The following is a 17,422-nucleotide window of genomic DNA, read 5'->3' on the forward strand; positions in this document are numbered from 1 at the left end:
CCGCGGTCGGCCGCGATGGCCACCACGACCAGCGCGCCGCGCGCGTCGGTGGGCTCGGCGCGCAGGTCGGGGACCGTGCACACGTCGCGGATCTCGACCGGGTCCGGGTCGCCGGCCAGCACCACCACCCCGTCCCAGTCGGGGTGGTCGAGCAGCGCGGGCAGGCGCAGCGCCGTCACATCAGCACCGGGTCGCAGTCGAGGCCGAACGCGCGCGGCCCGACGTGCACCAGCCGCTCGGGCCGGTCGCGCCACCACCGCGGCCCGGGCAGCACGACGACCGTGACGTCGTCGCCGACGCGCAGCGCGTCGACGGCGATGGGCGCCGCGGTGCGCCGGTCGAGCACGCACAGCAGGTCGGGGCAGCTGGCCACGGGCTCGCCGTCGACCAGCGCCAGCAGGTACTCGTTCTCGGCCTCCAGGCGCAGCACGGGGCCGGTGTCGTCGAGCACGGCGATGCCGGCGCGCCCGAACGTCGCCGACGCGTCGCGGGCGATCTCCACGACGCGCCCGGCGCCGAGCGCCCGCCCGTCGAGCGCCTCGGCGATCCGCGACGGCGGCGCGGCGGCGTGCGCCCGCCCGAGGTCGAGCGCGCGGGCCAGGTTGCCCAGGCAGGCGTCGTCGCGGACGACGGAGGCGGGGGTCGGGGCGAACGCGCACCCGGCCCACCCGCCGCTCTGCGCGATGAACGCCCTGGCCACGCGCTCCAGCGACACCGCGTCGGCCCGGTCGAGCAGCACCGTCCGGCCGCCGGGCTCGGTCATCGCGAACGGGGTGAGCGACCCGCCGGCCACGGCCCGGGTGGCCTGGTCGGCCCGCGGCAGGGCCCGCCCCATCAGGTCGGCGTCGACCAGCGGCAGGCGCAGCTCGGCGGCCGCGGCGACGGCGAGCGCGCCGTTGAGCCCGGCCGCCTCCAACGCCATCACCGCCTCGGGTTCGGCTCCCGTCCACCGGGCCAGCGCCCGGACCGCGCCGACGACCTCGTGCCCGCCGGGCAGCTTCTCGGTGAGCATCCGCGTGCCGCCGAGCATCCCGACGGCGACGACCGGCGCCTCACCCAGCTCCTCGGGGGTGTGCAGGGTGAGCGCGCCATCGCCCAGCGCGCGGCGCAGCGTCGAGGCGAACACGCCGGCGTCGCCGCCCCCGCCCGATCCGAGCAGGCTGAGCCCGACGACCAGCGCGTCGACGTCCGCCGCCCGCAGCGCGTTGTCGATCACGCACGGGATCGTCGCAGATCAACCCGGTGTGGAGTGGGTATCGCGGCCCGAACCGTGATACTCGCTCGCCACCTCCACGGGCCGGAACTCCTCGTCGAGGCCGAAGCACGCCGGCCCGAAGACGGCCAGCGCCTCCGGCGTCCGCATGATCTGCGGCGTCGAGATGCCCACCACGACGACCCGCTGCCCGTAGCGCAGCCCCTCGGTGGTGATCGGCTCGGCCGACTCCGCCTCCAGCACGCAGATCAGGTCGGGGACGATGGCCGCCACCTCGCCGTCGATCTCGGCGATCAGCGTCTCGTTCTGGAACCGGGTCCGCAGCGTCGAGGTGCCGTCGAAGGAGACGAACCGGGCCCGGCCGCGGGCGAACCCGTCGACCGTGCGCCGCTCGACGTCGGCAACCTTCCCGGCGAACAGCACCCGCAGGTGGGTGTAGATCGTCTCGGACAGCGCCTCGGCCAGCGCCGACACCGGGTCGCGCAGCTGCTCGCGCGCCTCCCGGATCGCCCGGCCGAGCGAGAGCCCCAGCGACAACGTGCGCGGGACGGCGGTGCGCTTCACGTCGGCGCCGCTCATCGCGTACTCCGCGATCAGCGCGGCGCCGCCCATCCGGATCGTCGCCCCGCGGGCCAGCCACTCCATCCGGATGTTGTCCTGGCCCGTGTCGATGGTGACGGTCTCGCCGTGGTCGCCGGAGACGACCATGGGCGAGCCCGGCACGCCGTAGACGCCGAAGGTCTCCATCTGCAGCTCGGGGAACGCCCGGCCCATCCCGTCGGCGTCGACGACGGGCAGCCCGCTGCGCGCGGCCACCACCAGCGGGATCATCGAGTTGATCCCGCCGCACTCGATCGGCATGGTGGCCGTCGCGCGGCGCCCGAGCAGCCGTTCGAGGGTGCGCAGCGCGGTCACCGCCTCGTCGCCGCGCGGGATCTTCTCCACCATCACCGTCGGCGCGCCCATCATCGCCGTGGGGATGACGAAGGCGTCGTCGTCGACCTCGTCGGGGTCGAGCACGGTGATCGGGCCGTGCTCGCGCATGGCCTGCTGCACCATCAGCCGCCCGACGTGCGGGTCGCCCCCGCCGCCGGTGCCCAGCAGCGCGGCGCCCCTGGCCAGGTCGGGGAGGTCGTCGGGGCCCAGCGTCCAACTCATGCCGTCACCCGCACCGGGTCGGTGTCGTAGCCGAAGTACCGCGGCCCGACCAGCTCGATCCCCTCCGGGGAGTGCCAGCGCTCGTCGGCAGGCGCGGCCAGCACGCACACCCGGTGCCCGAAGCGCAGGGCCTCGGTGGTCACCGGCTCGCCGGTGTCCTGGTCGAGCACGATGATCAGGTCGGGTGTGGTGACGACCGGCTCGCCGGCCCGCATCGCCATGAGGTGCTCGTTCTGGAAGTGCAGCACCAGGTCGCCGTCCGCCCCCGACACCACGGCCTCGCCGCGGGCGAAGCCGGTCGTCGTGCGCCGGACGACGTCGACGACCTTGCCGGTGTGCAGCACCACCCCGCCGACGGCGTCGACCACCGCCGCCACCGGGTCGGTGTGCGCGGCCCGCGCCGCCGACACCGCGCGCCCGATCGCCACGCACAGGCTCAGGGTGCCGTGCACGAGCGCGCTCTTCGCCTGGGCCCCGGTCATCACGTAGTTGCTGATGATCGCCGAGCAGCCCATGGTCACCGTCATCGAGCGGGCGAGGTCCTCGGCCCACTTGTTGTCCACGGTCCGCAGGACGCCGGTGTTGCCCTTCTCGTCGGAGATCGACATCGGCGTGCACAGGATCCCGTCGAGGGTCGCCAGCACCATCTGCAGCTCGGGGAACGCCCGGCCCATGCCGTCGCCGTCGACCAGCGGCAGCCCCAGCTGCGCCGCCGCGACCAGCGGGAACGTCGAGTTGACCCCGCCGGCCTCGATGCAGGCCACGTGCGTGGGCGTGATCCCGAGGTGCTCGGCGAGCACGGTGACGGCGTGCCCGACCAGCTCGGTCGAGGGCGTCTTCTCGACCATCACCGTCGGCGCGCCCATCATCGCCACCGGCACCACGCAGGCGTCGGCGGGCAGGTCGTCGGGGTGCACGAGGCGGACCGGCCCGTGCTCGCGCAGCGCCGCCCCGGCGAGCAGCCGCCCCACGTACGGGTCGCCCCCGCCGCCGGTGCCCAGCACGGCGGCGCCGCGGGCCAGGTCGACCAGGTCGTCGACGGTGACGGTGTCGATCCGCCGGGCGCTGATCGTCGCGGTCACGAGCCGCTCCCCACCGGCGAGTCGATGCGCAGGTCGCCGACGGCCTTGCAGCGGATGCGGGTGGCGTTGCCCGGCAGGTACGGGATCGGCACCTCGTCGAAGTCGACGATCTCGATCGTGGACGGGTCGGCGCCGGCCACGACCGCCCGGTCGACGGCCTCCTGCCGGGCCTCGTCGACGACCGCGTCGCGGCGGCCGGGCTCGATCGCGAACACCCGGTCGACCTCACCGCCGACCTGGGCGATCGCCGCGCCGATGGCGTTGGCGACGGCGAAGTTCTCCGGCCGGTGCACCAACCCGATGCCGGGCAGCTCGTCGGGCAGCAGCACCGACCCGCCGCCCACGCCGACGACGGGCAGCGGGTCGGCGGAGACCCGCATCCGGTCGACGACGTCGGCCACGTCCGCGGCGATCCGCTCCAGCGCCGCCGCCACCAGCTCCCTCGGCAGCCCGGCCGTACGGCTGCGGTCGCCGATGTCGGCCCGGCCGGCGGCCACGGCCACGTCCGTGGCGGTGATCAGGTCGCCGCCGAACACCAGCGCCTTCTCGGTGAGCCGGTAGCCCACCGAGTCCGGCCCGACGGTCGGGGTCTCCAACCCCCGGACCAGGCTGCCGCCGCCGATGCCGACCGACAGCACGTCGGGCATGCGGAAGTTGGTGCGGATGCCGGCCACGCTGACCTCGACCGTCGCCTCCCGCGGGAACCCGCCGTTCAGCACGCCCACGTCGGTGGTGGTGCCGCCGATGTCGACGACGGCGCAGGTGCCGAGCCCGGAGAGCACCGCGGCGCCGCGCATGGAGTTGGTCGGGCCGGAGGCGAACGTGGCCACCGGGTAGCGGCGGGCGAACCCGACGTCCATCAGCGTGCCGTCGTTCTGGCTGAGGTAGAGCGGGGCGGTGATGCCGTGCCCGGCGATGGACGCGGCCAGGCCGTCGACGATGCCCGCGGCCAGCTCGCGCAGCGCCGCGTTGATGATCGTCGCGTTCTCCCGCTCCAGCAGCCCGACGCGGCCGATCTCGTGCGACAGCGAGATCGGCACGTCGTCGCCGAGCTCCTCGGCCACGATCTCCGCGGCGCGCACCTCGAACTCCGTGTTGACCGGCGAGAACACCGAGCTGATCGCGACCGACCGGACGCCGTGGGCGGCCATGTCGGCGGCGTGGCGGCGCAGCTCGTCGACGTCGAGCGCGGAGATCGGGCGCCCGTCGAACTCGTGGCCGCCGTGCGCCAGGTAGGACCGGCCGCTGATCGCGCCGACCAGCCGCTCGGGCCAGTCGACCATCGGCGGCAGCGAGGCCGTGGCCGGCAACCCCAGCCGCAGCGCGGCCGTCGGGGCGAGCCGGTCGGCCTCGACCAGGGCGTTGATGAAGTGCGTCGTGCCGATCATGACCGCGGCGATGTCGGCCGGCGCGAACGGGTGCGCGGCCTGCAGCGCGTCGAGCGCGGTGACGATGCCGGAGGTGACGTCGGAGGTGGTCGCCGACTTGACCGCGCCCAGCAGGCGCTCGCCGTCCATCAGCACTGCGTCGGTGTTGGTGCCGCCGACGTCGATCCCGATCCGCATGCGCGTCAGTCCTTCGTGGAGACGAGTTCGGTGTCGGACAGGTCGGCGGTCGGGCTGGTGCCCACGCCCCGGACCAGCCCGAGCTTGCCGGCGACCGTGTAGAGCGCGAACGCCGCGACCAGGGAGTTGATGCTGGGCAGGCCCCAGGTGACGAAGTAGCCGATCACCGCCGACACCACCCAGACGACCAGCGTCGCGGGCACCCACGTCGGCGCCGACTCGGGCAGCCTGCCCGCGGCGCGGCTGGCCTCCAGCTCGCCGCGCCAGCGCTTCACCACGAAGTACTCGGCGACCATGATCCCGGCGATCGGCGGGAAGGCCACCCCGAGCACGGTCAGGAAGCCGATGAAGCTGTCCAGGATGCCGCCCGCGGCCAGCACGCTGCCCACCACGCCGAGGCACAGCGTGGCGACGGCCCGGTTGATCCGCTTGCCCAGCACCGTGCCGACGAAGTTCACCAGCCCCAGCCCGGAGCTGTAGAGGTTCCAGTCGTTGATCTTCAGCGTGCCCAGGATGATGACCAGGGTGCCGACCCAGCCCACCGACGACGTGACGATCGTGATGATGTCGTCGGAGCGGATGGCGTGCGCCAGCAGCACGCCCGACAGGCCGATCACGTACTCGCCGAGGGTGAACCCGACGACCGTCTGCTTGACGACGTCACCGGACGTGCGGTTGAACCGCGTCATGTCCGGGGTGATGACCGCGCCGACGATGAACCCGCCCGCGACCAGCGTGGTGCCCTCCAGCAGCGTCAGCTGCGGCCCCGGCGGCGGGCCGGTCATCAGCGTGCCGATGTCGTGGTTGAGCAGCTCGCTGCCGATCGACCACGCCACCAGCACCAGGAACGCCGGCACCGTCACGTAGGCGACCCACTTCATCGAGGCGAAGCCCCACAGCACGATGAACGTGACCGCCAACCCGAACAGCAGCGACCACACCCAGGTCGGCAGCACGCCGATCAGGCTGGCCAGCCCTTGCGCCGACACCCCCGACTGGATGCCGAACCAGCCGATCAGGCTGATCCCGATGGCCAGCCCCACGACGGCGCTGCCCCCGTGGCCGAACCCGGTCCAGCGCGTGAGCAGCGAGGTCTGCAGCCCCTCCCGGGCCCCGATGATCCCGACCCCGATGGAGACCAGCTCCAGGATCACCGCACCGAGCGTGAACGCCCAGAACGCCGTCCAGAAGTCCATCCCGAACCCGAGCGTCGAGCCGAGCAGGAACTGGCTCAGCGCCGAGACCTGGCCGAACCGCTGCACGGCGACCGACCACCACGAGTAGCGGGCGTCCCGCGGGACGCGGGTGAGCGCGTAGTCGTCGACTCCCACCTGACCTGCCATGGCATCCTCCGGCTCTCGGGCGGTGATGGAGTGGGGCCACGCTAGGTCGGGGACGAGGCGGCGGTCACGAGGCGTGATGCCCAGCTGCGGCGCGGGTGCTGTGCAGCATGCACAAGTCGGTGCCCGTACATACGCGTGTGCCATCAGCAACCGCCGACTCCGCCGTCCTCGCGATGCGCGCCACCCGACGGTAGGAAGGAGGAGTGACCCCACCAGCCGAGCCAGGTTTGCCGGCCTGGCTGGTCGAGGAACTGCGCAGCGTCCCCGACTTCGCCACCTTCGCCGGTACTGACGAGCTGGCCGCCGACGCGATCCGCCTGACGAGCCGTTATGCGGGCGTGATGAGCAGCCGGGTGATCGGCTTGTCGGCCGGGAAAGAACCACTGATCTGCCTGACGATCACCGGTGGCTCGGCGGCGAGAAGGCACGCACTCGTCTACGGCCTTCCCCACCCGAACGAGCCGGTAGGCGGACTGACGAGCCTGCACCTCGCCGAACGGCTGGCCGCGGACAGCTCGCTCCGGGAACGCCTGGGTCTGGTCTGGCACATCGTCCCGAACATCGACCCCGACGGCCTGCGGCTCAACAGTGGCTGGCTGCACGGCCCGTTCACGCGGGAGCATTACAGCCGCACGCTGTTCCGGCCGGCGTTCAACGAGCAAATCGACTGGAGCTTCCCTCTCAGCAACGAGTCCGCGCCGGACACGGACGACGAGCGGCCGCCCGAGACGCGCGCCCTGATGCAGCTGATCGACACGCACCGACCGGTCCTGCTGTCGTCGCTGCACAACGCGGAACAGGGCGAGGTCTACTACTACGTCGGCCGTGACGACCGGGAACTGCTGGCGGCGCTGCAGCGGATCCCCGCCGCACTGGGCATGTCGCTCTACCGCGGGACACCCGAGTCCGGATGGGCCCACCGCCTCGCGGACGGCGTCTACCGCTCCCTGGATATCCGCGACTCCATCGCCTACGAGCGCGCCGCAGGCGCTGTCCCCCCGACGCCGACCGGCAACTCCGGCTCCGCCTACGCCGCCCGGCACGGCGGGCTGTCGCTGACCATCGAGGTGCCCTACTGGCGCGACCCGCGGACCTCGAACGCCGAACCGACCCCGGTGCGGCTCGCCGACGCCCTCCTTAAGCACAGCCGGCTGCTCGCCGACCTGGGCGAAGTCCTGACGTCGACCCTCCGCTCGATCGACGGCGACACCCGCATCGACTCGCCGTTCCTGCGGGCCGGCCGCCACTTCGCCGCGAGCGCGACGATGGACGCCGCGGACTCCCTCCGCCGGGGCCGGGAACTGCCCGACGACCGACGCGCGACCGTCGCGGAACTCGTGTCCATCGAGGACAAGGTGTTCTTGTTCCGGCTGCGCAACACTGGTCTACTGCTGCGCGCGCTGGACCAGGAGATCATCCACGGCAACCGGAGCGAGGCCGTCCGCTCTGCGCACGACCGGCTCACCGATGTGCACGCGAAGTGGAGCGACGAGGTTACCGGCGCGGCGGCAGCGGCGGGGGTGACCCGCAACGCCATCGGCGCGATGGTCGCCGTCCAGTACGGTTCGGTGCTCGCCGCCGCGGCCCATCTCCGCGGCTCCGCAGGGGATTGACCAACAGCGCGTCGACGACCGGAAGACATCCGCGCGACTTCCGCGCATACTGAGGCCTCGCCGACGGAAGGGCCCCGTCCACGCATGCACCCGAACGGTTTCGCGCGCGAGCTGATTGAGCTGCAGGAGTTGGCCCACACGTTGTTCGACGTGCTCCGGGAACGGTTCACGGTGGGCGAGAGCCTGCTCATCCGATTCGACCGGATCGACAGCCTCGCCGAAGCCGAGATCGGGCAGGAGCAGGTCGTCGCCACGGCCCTGCTGTGTTCGCAGTTGCTGCATCGGGTCACCACGGTGCCGTCCGAAACCGACCCGCGCCACATCGTCACGCTGTGCGATGTCATCGACCAGGCATTGATCAACCTGGTGGAGGAATGCGAGTGGGACCCCGCCATTGACGTCGTCAGCCGAACGCACAGGCGCATCTGCGACCTCGGCATGAACCTCGCCGTGCTCGCCGACCCCAGCGCGCCGGACTTCTCCGGATAGGCCGGACGCCCGAGCCGCCGCTCGTACGGCTACGGCCGCCGCGGCGCGGCGTGGTCGACGCCCTGCTCGTACCGCTCGCGCTGCTCCTCGGTGGACCGGTTGCCCGTCTCCTGCAGCACCCGCAGGATCTTGTCGCGGCCCTCGGTCTGCACGATGGCCGCGGACTTCTCGATGACGATCTCGCGCACGTAGTCCGACAGCGTCTGCCCGCGGAAGGCGGCAACCGTCTCCACGAGGCGTCGGTCCTGGACGGACAGCCGGAAGCACAGCGGACTGGACGACTCTCGGGGCATGTCGACGATCCTCTGGTCGCTGTTGCTGCGCCGCAGCTTCGGTCCGGGCGGGATGCTCCGATCCCGGATCCCCTGACTGTCTAACAGAATACGCATGACAGTCTGGGGCGCAAGCAAGTGCACGGCGCAACGCCACGACTCCGCTCAGGTACTACATCGGAACCGACGAGCCCGCCTCCGAGGCGGGGGCCTCCCCGTCCCGAGCGAGTGCGGCCTCGACCTCCCGCCAAGCTCGCTCGGCCAGAAGCACGTCGAACTCCCGGGACAGTTGCACGCGCCGACCTGGTGAGCGGCGCAGGGCCAGCGCGCGCCAGCAGGCCGCGTAGCGGCGCTGGTCCATCGGCGAGGCGAGGCCGCGGCGGTGCCGCTCGCGGATCTCCCGCATCTCGACGTGCACACCGCAGACGTCGTCCAGCAGGTCGACCTGGCGATCGACCCCGCTCTCGCGACCTGGTCCCGCCGCAACCTCTGCAGACCGGTTCACGCCCACCTCCCGCCCCAGGTGCACCGGTGGGGCGAACTGCGCGAACCCGTCGTCCTCAACATCGCACGTGGCGCCGCTACGGTGTTCGCTGAGTATACGCAACAATCGAATGTGTACATCAAGATTTTTTTTGTTGCATGGAGGGCCCGTGGAACGACGGAGCGCAGGAGCTCAGCTGGCCAGGCGTCGACTGGGCACCAGCTTGCGACGCCTTCGCGAGGACGCGAACATCCGCATCGACGCCGCTGCGCGCGAGCTCGAGTGCTCGACGGCCAAGATCTCGCGGCTGGAGAACGGGCTCGGACCGGCGAAGCTGTGGGACGTGCGCATCCTGCTCGACCTGTACGGGATGCAGGACCCGAACACTCGACAGCGGTTCGAGCAGTGGGCGAAGGAGAGCAAGTCGACGGGGTGGTGGGAGTCGGACGCCGACCTCACCACCGACGACCTGGACCGCTACCTCGCGATCGAGACGGACGCCCGACGGCTGCGCATCTTCTGCGCCCCCCAGGTACCGAGCCAGCTCCAGACCCCGGCCTATGCGAGGGCGCACATCGCCGCACTCCATCCGACCTGGACCGAAGCCGACGTCGCCCGCTTCGCCGACATGCGTACCGCCCGTCGTACGGCCCTCCTGGACCTCGATGATCCCACTGAGATCCAGGCGATCGTCGACGAGGGAGCGCTGCTGCGCCGCGTCGGCGGTCGCCACGTCCACGCCGAGCAGCTGGAGTGGCTGGCGGCGACCCTCGACGAGTTCGAGGCGGCGAACCGCACGAACCTGCAGTTCCAGGTGTTGCCCTTCTCCGCGGGCAGCGGCAGGGCCATCAGCAGCTTGACCATCTTCGACCCACGACAGTCGGCGATCGACCCTCCGATCGCGCACCTGGAGGACTGGTTCGGCGCCTCCTGGGCCGAGGGCAAGGAGGTCGAGAGGTTCATCGAGGTCTTCACGGCGACGGCCGCCCAGGCCCTCGATCCGCAGCAATCGCGCCAGCTGCTCGACGAGATCCTCCGAGCCGCTATGCAGTAGTTGCTACAAATGCATAACAATCTTCGCGCTGGGCGCCCCGGGGGGACCGCTGGGCGCCCGCATCTCCTCACCCGATGCAGCTACATCGCCCGCCGGACGTCCTCTGGTCGTCACCCGACCACCACTCCCCGACGAGGGTCCCTGCCGAGACCGATTCGTGATGATCTACGCGCTAGATTCCGCCGACTTCGCGATCTGCCGCGCTCCCCCAGCTCGACCCGGTCCGCCCCACGACGCCCCGAGGACGACACACGTGCGGCGGTCGCGCTCAACAGCGCGAAAGGGACCGAGTACCGATGATCGAGTCCGAGCCGGCAGCCGCCAGCTCACCGAACTTCCGCACGTCGACTTTTCGCAAGTCGACCTTCTGCGCCACCGACGCCTGCGTAGAGGTGGCCCTCGATCATGACGTGCTCGTCCGCGACGGGAAGGACCGAGGCGCTCCTTCGCTGACCTTCAGCGGCGCGGCCTGGGTCGCCTTCCTCGGCGGCGTGATCAACGGGGAGTTCAGCCCCGGCGCTTGACGACCCGGACTGCAGGACGAAGAGGCCGGGCCCCACCCCAGGGGCCCGGCCTCTTGCATGCCTGACGTCTCGAACGTACCGTATACGTATTACAGATAACGTCTACGGAGGCGGACATGGGCAGCATGGCAGGTGTGGCAGTCGGGGGGCTGGGCCTGCTGATGGGGCTGGCGGTCCTGATCGGACGCCGACTCGACCAGGACGCTCGACACGAGGCCTGGTTGCGGATCGCGGCCGCACGCCGCATCAACGCGGAGCAGCAGCGGCGCAACGAGCAGCAGGCACTCCTGCTCGACGTCCGCGAGGACGACCTCGATCTCCGCGAGCGCCGCCTCGACCTCCGCGAGACCCGGTTCCTCGAACGCGAGGAGCTGATGGCCGAGTACGAGCGGAAGCTCGACGAGGGCCGATGAGCTACGGGCGTGCGCCCGGTCCTATTGCTGAGTACAGCGAGAGGAGCGCGCGCATGCCCGTACCCACGACCGACATCGACCCCCGCTACGGCGAACCCGACGCCACCCCCACCCCATGGGAAACCACCGAGCAGCGGTTGGCCGATGCCGAGGTCTACTGGCTGTCCACCGTCCGCCCCGACGGCCGCCCGCACGTCACCTCCCTGATCTCCGTGTGGCGGGGCGGTGCCGCGCACGTCTGCGCCGGCCCGCACGAGCGCAAGGCGCGCAACCTGGCGGAGAACCCGCACGTCGTGCTCACCACCGGCACCCCCGACCTGCACGGCGGCCTGGACGTCGTCGTCGAGGGGCGGGTCGAGCGGGTCACCGACACCGACGAGCTGAAGGCGCTCGCGGCGGCGTGGGAGGAGAAGTACGGGGTCGAATGGCACTTCGACGTGCTCGACGGCGGCTTCGAGGGCGGCGGCGGGCTCGCGTACGTGTACCGGATCGAGCCGACGACGGCGTTCGCGTTCGGCAAGGCCCCCTACAGCCAGACCCGCTACCGGTTCGCGGAGGTCGGGCGGTGAACTGGACGCTCGAGGTCGCGCAGGTGACCGTCACCGACGTCGCCCGGGCCAAGGAGTTCTACGCCGACCGGGTCGGCTTCGTCGTCGACCACGACACCACGCTCGTCGACGGGACCACCCGGTTCGTGCAGCTCACCCCGCCCGGGTCGGGCTGCTCCATCGTGATCAGCACCGGGATGGTGGACATGGCGCCCGGCTCGCAGAAGGGCCTGCAGCTGGTCGTCAACGACGTCCGGGCGGCGCGCGCGGAGTTGGCCGCCCGCGGCGTCGAGGTCAGCGAGGTGCGGGTGCACTCCCGGGAGGGCCTGCGGGCCGCGCGCGACGACGACGACCTCAACAACGTCGGGGTCTGCTCGTTCGACGACCCCGACGGCAACAGCTGGGTGGTGCAGCAGATCACCGCCCGGCCATAGGGCTCGCGGCCGGAGGTCGCCCGGTACGGGCAGCCGCCCGGCGCGGCTCAGCGCACCCCCACCAGCACGACGTCGTCGCCGCACTGCCACACCGTCGTGACGGTGCGGAAGCCGGCCTCGCGCAGCAGCGCCTGCTGCTGGCCCAGGGTCAGCGCGCTCTCCGCGCTGTGCGCCGCGCCCTCGCGCGACCGGGCCTCGGCCAGCGGGGCGAGGTCGTCGTCGGCGAGGACCGCGTCCCACCAGGCGCGCCAGTCCTCGTTGGCGTCGACGCCGACCCGGGCGGCGCGTGCGTCGCGGACGTGCCGGGCGAGCTCGCCCGCGGCCGGGCCGTCGAGCCCGCGGTGGTCGGCGTCGACGAAGACTCCGCCGGGGCGCAGCCGGGCGGCGAGCGTCGCGTACAGGGCGGCGAGGTCGTCGGGCGCGAGCCAGTGCAGCGCGGTGGACGACACGGCCGCGTCCCACGGGCCGTCGAGGCCCACCGCGTCCGGCCAGGTGGGGTCGGTCAGGTCGGCGCGCACGACCCGCGTCCCACCGGCCTCGGCCAGGCCGAGCAGCAGCGGGTCGGCGTCGACGCCGACGACCTCGACGCCGGGCAGCGCGGCGGCCAGCCGGGTGCCGAGCGACCCCGGTCCGCAGCCGAGGTCGACGACCCGGCCGCGGCCCGACGCCTCCCGCAGGGCCCACTCGACCACGTCGTTGACCACCCGGAACCGCTCCTCGCGGTCGGCGACGTAGCGCTCCTGCTGCGCGTCCCAGCGCCGGACCCACCGCTGCGCGACCTCGACCTGCATGATCCCCCTCTTGTCACTGCTGTTGTTGATGACGACGGTGACGCTAGCCCGTCCTGATATAACTGGTCAAGTGGAGTTCGACAGTGACGTGAGCAGCGTGGTCCAGGCGGCCGTGTCCCTCGTCAACGCGACGACACCGGGCGAGCACGGCGGACGGCCGGTCGAGGCGCCGACCGGTCCCGCGCTCACCGCGGCCGTCGCCACGGCCGTCGCGCCGGCGAGCCGGCCCTCCGACGGGCCGATGACCGACGCCGTCGCCGGTGAGCTGGCCGGCTGGGCCGCCCGCCTGCGCGCCGTCGTCGAGCCGGTCGACGCGGGCGACCTCGACACCGCCTGCGCCCGGCTCAACGAGGTCCTGCGCGACGCGGCGGCCGTCCCCACCCTGACCCGCCACGACGGCGAGGGCTGGCACCTGCACTTCCACCGGCCCGACGCCGACCTCGCCACCGGCTGGGCCGCGGGGATGGCCACCGGGCTGGCGATCGTGCTGGGCGGGCCGGCGGTCGAGCGGCTCGGCCTGTGCCGGGCCCCGCGCTGCGACCGCGCCTACCTGGACACCTCGCGCAACGGCACCCGCCGGTTCTGCTCGACGGCCTGCCAGAACCGGGTCAAGGCGGCCGCGTTCCGGGCCCGCCGGGACGCGGCGCCCGCGCGCTGAACCTCAGCCGACCTCCGGCCGCGACGGTGCCCCGCTGCCGTCCGGGCCCTCGGTGAAGAAGGAGATCTTGCCGTCGGCCTCGAACACCGCCAGGTCGATCCGGCTCAGCCGGCGGATCCCCTGCTCCCGGGCCGCGGCCAGCAGGTCGTCCACCGACAGCCGCTCCCGGTGCAGGACGTCGAACAGCGGCTCGCCGTCCTTGACCACCACCACCGGCACGCCGTGGGTGACCGGCCGGACCTTCGACCAGCGCGCGTTGACCCACGCGATACCGATGGTGAGCAGCGCGAACACGCTGACCGCGAGCACTCCCGATGCCACCGAGTAGTCCTGCTGCGTCACCGCCTGCTGGACCATGTCGCCCATGGTCACGTAGAGGATCAGCTGGAACGTGCTGAGCTCCCCCAGCGTCGAGCGGCCGACCACCCGGGTGATCAGCCACAGGAAGCCGAACATGACCACGGCCCGGACGACGATCTCCATCAGGGCACCAGCGCCGTCGTGAAGTCGACCGAGACCACCCGCTGCCCGTCCTCGACGACGGCGACCGTGCCGCTCGCGCCCCACTGGGCGGCCGGCTGGATGTAGGCGTCGAAGTCGACGCCCAGGGTGTCGCCCGGCGGCGGGTCGAACGTCCAGTAGACGTCCTCGGCGTCCGCGGTCTGGCTCGCCGGTTCGGGGTCGAGTCCCTGCTCCTCGTAGATGTCGAAGTAGTCGCCGGTGACGGCCAGCGTGACCGGCCCGCTGAACCCGCCCTCGCGGCGCAGCTCGACCGACCACGGCACGTCCAGCCCGGCCCGCGCGATCCAGGCGTGCTCCACCGAGAGCGTGTAGCCGCCCGCGGTGGCCGTCGTCGTCGTGGACCGGACGCCGAACAGGCCCAGCGCGCCCGCGAGGACGATCACCAGCAGCAGCACGATGGACGCCGTGCGCATCCGCACGCTGCGCGGGCCCCGCTCGACCGGGCGCACGTCCGCCAGCGTCGACGCCCCATCCTGTTCGGACACCCTGGTTGGTCTACCAGCTGCGGACCGCGACTGCCCGCTCTGACCGGCGTTTCGACCAGCCGCCGGCCGGCAACCCCGCACGGAGTCGATCGAGGAGGTTCGTCGTGGCCGGGTCCAGCGTCAAGGACAAGAAGACCTACGAGAAGGTCAAGGAGAGCGGGGCGTCGAAGGAGAAGGCCGCCCGCGTCGCCAACGCTTCGGCCGCGCAGGGCCGCAAGAAGGTCGCGAAGAAGGGCGGCAAGTCGTCCAAGTACGACGACATGAGCAAGGAGGAGCTGCTCGCGCGGGCCAAGAAGGTCGGCATCAAGGGCCGCTCCAAGATGAAGAAGAAGGACCTGGTCGACGCCCTGCGCAACCACTGACGGACCGGCGCTTGACCTGGACCCCGGTGCAGGGGGAAGGGTGGCTGCCGTGGACACAACCTTCCCCGTCTGCGCCACCTGCGCCGTGGAGCACGCCGAGCGCGTCGACGTCTGCCGGATCTGCGACGACGAGCGCCAGTGGGTGCCCGCCGACGGCCAGGTCTGGACGACACTGGCGGAGCTGGCCGGCTCCGGCCGCGAGGCCCGCGTCTACGAGATGGAGCCCGACCTGCACGGCATCGTCACCGTGCCCGGCGTCGGGATCGGGCAGACCGCCGTGCTGGTCCGCACCCCGGCCGGCAACCTGCTGTGGGACCCGATCGGCTACCTCGACGACGCGCTCGTCGAGCGGGTCCGCGCCCTCGGCGACGTGGTGGCGATCGCGGCCAGCCACCCGCACATGTTCGGGGTGCAGGTCGAGTGGAGCCGGGCGCTGGGCGGCCCGCCGGTCCTGGTGAACGAGGCCGACGCCGACTGGGTCGCCCGACCCGACCCGGCCATCGTCACCTGGACGGGCCGCCGGGATATCGCCCCCGGACTGGCGCTGCTCCAGATCGGCGGGCACTTCCCGGGCAGCGCCGTCGTCCACTGGGCGGCCGGCGCCGGCGGCAAGGGCGTGCTGCTGGCCGGCGACACCATCATGGCCTGCCCCGACCGGACCTCGGTGTCGTTCCAGCGCAGCTTCCCCAACCGCATCCCGCTGTCCGGCGCGGTCGTCGACCGGGTGGCCAAGGCCGTCGACGGCCTGGAGTACGACCGCCTCTACAGCAACTTCGGCAACCAGGTCCCGACCGACGCCCACGACGTCGTGCGCCGCTCCGCCGACCGCTACATCGCGTGGGTCCGCGGCGACTACGACCACCTCACCTGAGGGGCCGCCGGTCAGCGGGCTGTGTAGCCGCCGTCGACGACCAGTTCGGCGCCGGTGACCCAGCGGGCCTCGTCGGAGGCGAGGTAGACCACGGCCCAGGAGACGTCGTCGGGGGCGCCGATGCCGCCGAGCGGGTGCAGCGGGTCGAGGCGGGCGCGGGCCTCGGCCTCGGCCAGGCCGGCCCGCTCGGTGGAGCCGCGGACCATGTCGGTCCACACGTAGCCGGGGTGGACCGAGTTGACCCGGATGCGGTCCGGGGCGTAGGCGAGGGCATCGGTCTTGGTCATCGCCCGCACCGCTCCCTTCGAAGCGTGGTAGGCCGGGATGCCCCCGCTGCCGACCAGCCCGAAGATCGACGAGATGGTGACGATGCTGCCGGAGCCGGTGGCGCGCAGGTGCGGGACGGCGTGCTTGGTGCCCAGGAACGCCGCGGTGCTGTTCACGGCCATCACGCGCTCCCAGTCGGCGAGTGACAGCTCGTCGGCCGGCCCCGACGGTCCGGTGATGCCGGCGTTGTTGACCAGCACGTCGAGCCGACCGTGGGCGGCCACCACGTCCGCGAACGCGGCCTCGACGGCCGGCTCGTCGGTGACGTCGCAGACGTGGGCGGTGGCGGCGGGGAGCGCCGCGGCTACCCGCTTGGCGCCGGCCTCGTCGACGTCGAGGACGGCGACGGTGGCGCCCTCCTCGGCCATCCGGGTCGCGATGGCCTCGCCGAGGCCGCCCGCCCCGCCGGTGACGATCGCGACCTTCGCGTCCAGCCGTCCCATGTGGTTCTCCCCCGAAGCGCCGATGGTCATCCGCCACCGCCATCCTCACTCGGCCACCGCCCCGAAACCCCGTCGAGAACGAAGTTGCCGTGCGTTGGACCGGTCCAAAATCGCGACAACGTCGTTCTCGACGGGTCAGGGCGGGGTGGGTAGGCGCGGGGGCCAGGCCGCGTCGACCGAACGGGCGCAGCGGTCGGGCTCGTCGCCGACCGCGACGAACAGCGCCACCGCGATCCGCGGCCACTGCGCCAGCAGCACCTCGACCGGCAGCACCCCGGTCAGCACCAGGGTCGTCAACCCGTGCCCGCTGGCCCAGACGCGCACCGCCAACTGCTCGGGGTCGCAGTCGGGCGCGAACCGACCGGCGGCCCGGGCCCGGTCCGCGGCGGCCACCAGCGCGCTGAACCCACCGTCGGCCGCCGACCGGTCCGCCAGGCCCGCGACCTCGTCGAACATGGCCCGGTACAGGTCGGGGTGGGCGAACGCGTTCTCGGTGTAGGCGGCGCCGAGCGCGACGACATCGCGCACCGGGTCGTCGGTCGGCGGGACCGCGGCGAGCCGGGCGGCCAGCCGGGCGAACCCCTCCTCGCGCACCGCCCGCCACAGCCCGGGCATGCCGCCGAAGTGCGTGTACACGGCCATCGTCGACGCCCCCGTCCCGGCGACGACCGAGCGCAGGGTCACCGGTTCGCGGCGGGCGAGCATGGCGGCGGCGCGCTCGACCAGCGCGGCGCGCACCTGCGGCGGGGCGGTCTTCGGCACTTGCCCAGA

22 protein-coding genes are annotated in these 17,422 nt (G+C 72.5%); 10 read left to right on the top strand and 12 right to left on the bottom strand.

The features are described 5' to 3' along the window. Positions 1-175: 175 nt before the first annotated feature. From KIK08_RS05050 to KIK08_RS05070, 5 genes are read right to left on the bottom strand one after another with little or no spacing between them, the layout of a single operon-like run. On the bottom strand, positions 176-1,216 hold the full coding sequence (locus tag KIK08_RS05050) for a DUF917 domain-containing protein (protein ID WP_308257400.1): 1,041 nt from the start codon (positions 1,214-1,216) through the stop codon (positions 176-178). A gap of 18 nt (positions 1,217-1,234) precedes the next feature. Further along, positions 1,235-2,371, bottom strand: coding sequence for an S-methyl thiohydantoin desulfurase family protein (locus tag KIK08_RS05055; protein WP_214401810.1), 1,137 nt, complete (start codon positions 2,369-2,371; stop codon positions 1,235-1,237). Next, positions 2,368-3,453: an S-methyl thiohydantoin desulfurase family protein gene (locus tag KIK08_RS05060; protein ID WP_308257402.1), complete on the bottom strand. Its 1,086-nt coding sequence runs from the start codon at positions 3,451-3,453 to the stop codon at positions 2,368-2,370. The genes KIK08_RS05055 and KIK08_RS05060 overlap by 4 nt, the downstream gene beginning before the upstream one ends. Then, positions 3,450-5,018: a hydantoinase/oxoprolinase N-terminal domain-containing protein gene (locus KIK08_RS05065; protein WP_214401811.1), complete on the bottom strand. Its 1,569-nt coding sequence runs from the start codon at positions 5,016-5,018 to the stop codon at positions 3,450-3,452. The genes KIK08_RS05060 and KIK08_RS05065 overlap by 4 nt, the downstream gene beginning before the upstream one ends. Positions 5,019-5,023: 5 nt before the next feature. Further along, complete coding sequence (locus tag KIK08_RS05070; RefSeq protein ID WP_214401812.1) at positions 5,024-6,361, bottom strand: purine-cytosine permease family protein; 1,338 nt, start codon at positions 6,359-6,361, stop codon at positions 5,024-5,026. Between the two features lie 227 nt (positions 6,362-6,588). On the opposite strand from KIK08_RS05070, the gene KIK08_RS05075 reads away from it, so the two are divergent. Then, a complete protein-coding gene (locus KIK08_RS05075) occupies positions 6,589-7,974 on the top strand; it encodes a M14 family zinc carboxypeptidase (RefSeq protein WP_214401813.1) in 1,386 nt (461 codons plus the stop codon). 84 nt (positions 7,975-8,058) lie between these two features. Beyond that, positions 8,059-8,463, top strand: coding sequence for a hypothetical protein (locus KIK08_RS05080; protein WP_214401814.1), 405 nt, complete (start codon positions 8,059-8,061; stop codon positions 8,461-8,463). A gap of 29 nt (positions 8,464-8,492) precedes the next feature. Here KIK08_RS05080 and KIK08_RS05085 read toward each other — a convergent pair whose 3' ends face one another. Then, on the bottom strand, positions 8,493-8,756 hold the full coding sequence (locus KIK08_RS05085) for a hypothetical protein (protein WP_214401815.1): 264 nt from the start codon (positions 8,754-8,756) through the stop codon (positions 8,493-8,495). 151 nt (positions 8,757-8,907) lie between these two features. After that, positions 8,908-9,240, bottom strand: coding sequence for a hypothetical protein (locus tag KIK08_RS05090; protein WP_214401816.1), 333 nt, complete (start codon positions 9,238-9,240; stop codon positions 8,908-8,910). A gap of 109 nt (positions 9,241-9,349) precedes the next feature. On the opposite strand from KIK08_RS05090, the gene KIK08_RS05095 reads away from it, so the two are divergent. From KIK08_RS05095 to KIK08_RS05115, 5 genes are all read left to right on the top strand, one after another. After that, complete coding sequence (locus KIK08_RS05095) at positions 9,350-10,273, top strand: helix-turn-helix domain-containing protein (RefSeq protein WP_256446118.1); 924 nt, start codon at positions 9,350-9,352, stop codon at positions 10,271-10,273. Between the two features lie 296 nt (positions 10,274-10,569). Continuing rightward, a complete protein-coding gene (locus KIK08_RS05100) occupies positions 10,570-10,797 on the top strand; it encodes a DUF397 domain-containing protein (RefSeq protein WP_214401818.1) in 228 nt (75 codons plus the stop codon). 134 nt (positions 10,798-10,931) lie between these two features. Continuing rightward, on the top strand, positions 10,932-11,210 hold the full coding sequence (locus tag KIK08_RS05105; protein ID WP_214401819.1) for a hypothetical protein: 279 nt from the start codon (positions 10,932-10,934) through the stop codon (positions 11,208-11,210). Between the two features lie 53 nt (positions 11,211-11,263). Then, on the top strand, positions 11,264-11,779 hold the full coding sequence (locus KIK08_RS05110) for a pyridoxamine 5'-phosphate oxidase family protein (protein WP_214401820.1): 516 nt from the start codon (positions 11,264-11,266) through the stop codon (positions 11,777-11,779). Further along, complete coding sequence (locus KIK08_RS05115; RefSeq protein ID WP_214401821.1) at positions 11,776-12,192, top strand: glyoxalase superfamily protein; 417 nt, start codon at positions 11,776-11,778, stop codon at positions 12,190-12,192. The genes KIK08_RS05110 and KIK08_RS05115 overlap by 4 nt, the downstream gene beginning before the upstream one ends. Positions 12,193-12,239: 47 nt before the next feature. Here KIK08_RS05115 and KIK08_RS05120 read toward each other — a convergent pair whose 3' ends face one another. Next, positions 12,240-12,983, bottom strand: coding sequence for a class I SAM-dependent methyltransferase (locus KIK08_RS05120; protein WP_214401822.1), 744 nt, complete (start codon positions 12,981-12,983; stop codon positions 12,240-12,242). Positions 12,984-12,993: 10 nt separating this feature from the next. Here KIK08_RS05120 and KIK08_RS05125 point away from each other — a divergent pair, with 10 nt between their 5' ends. Then, positions 12,994-13,641 carry a CGNR zinc finger domain-containing protein gene (locus tag KIK08_RS05125; protein WP_250556340.1) on the top strand — a complete coding sequence of 216 codons (648 nt, stop codon included), beginning with the start codon at positions 12,994-12,996 and terminating at the stop codon, positions 13,639-13,641. A gap of 3 nt (positions 13,642-13,644) precedes the next feature. Here the strand turns inward: KIK08_RS05125 and KIK08_RS05130 are convergent, their stop codons facing one another. After that, positions 13,645-14,124, bottom strand: a complete 480-nt coding sequence (locus KIK08_RS05130) for a DUF421 domain-containing protein (RefSeq protein WP_214401823.1) — start codon at positions 14,122-14,124, stop codon at positions 13,645-13,647. Then, a complete protein-coding gene (locus KIK08_RS05135) occupies positions 14,124-14,648 on the bottom strand; it encodes a hypothetical protein (RefSeq protein ID WP_214401824.1) in 525 nt (174 codons plus the stop codon). Before KIK08_RS05135 ends, KIK08_RS05130 begins: the two co-directional genes overlap by 1 nt. A gap of 104 nt (positions 14,649-14,752) precedes the next feature. Between KIK08_RS05135 and KIK08_RS41515 the strand changes: the two genes are divergently transcribed. Then, a complete protein-coding gene (locus tag KIK08_RS41515) occupies positions 14,753-15,010 on the top strand; it encodes a DUF7218 family protein (protein ID WP_214401825.1) in 258 nt (85 codons plus the stop codon). A gap of 49 nt (positions 15,011-15,059) precedes the next feature. Next, positions 15,060-15,881 (top strand): MBL fold metallo-hydrolase, encoded by an 822-nt coding sequence (locus KIK08_RS05145; RefSeq protein WP_214401826.1) that lies wholly within the window; start codon positions 15,060-15,062, stop codon positions 15,879-15,881. Positions 15,882-15,892: 11 nt separating this feature from the next. On the opposite strand, the gene KIK08_RS05150 is transcribed toward KIK08_RS05145, so the two are convergent. After that, entirely contained in the window at positions 15,893-16,681 is a 789-nt protein-coding gene (locus tag KIK08_RS05150; RefSeq protein WP_250556341.1) for an SDR family NAD(P)-dependent oxidoreductase, read from the bottom strand. A 105-nt stretch (positions 16,682-16,786) separates the two neighbouring features. Beyond that, a complete protein-coding gene (locus KIK08_RS05155) occupies positions 16,787-17,413 on the bottom strand; it encodes a TetR/AcrR family transcriptional regulator (protein WP_308257404.1) in 627 nt (208 codons plus the stop codon). Positions 17,414-17,422 lie beyond the last annotated feature (9 nt).

Source organism: Pseudonocardia lacus, from assembly GCF_018531445.1.
Lineage (GTDB): Bacteria > Actinomycetota > Actinomycetes > Mycobacteriales > Pseudonocardiaceae > Pseudonocardia > Pseudonocardia lacus.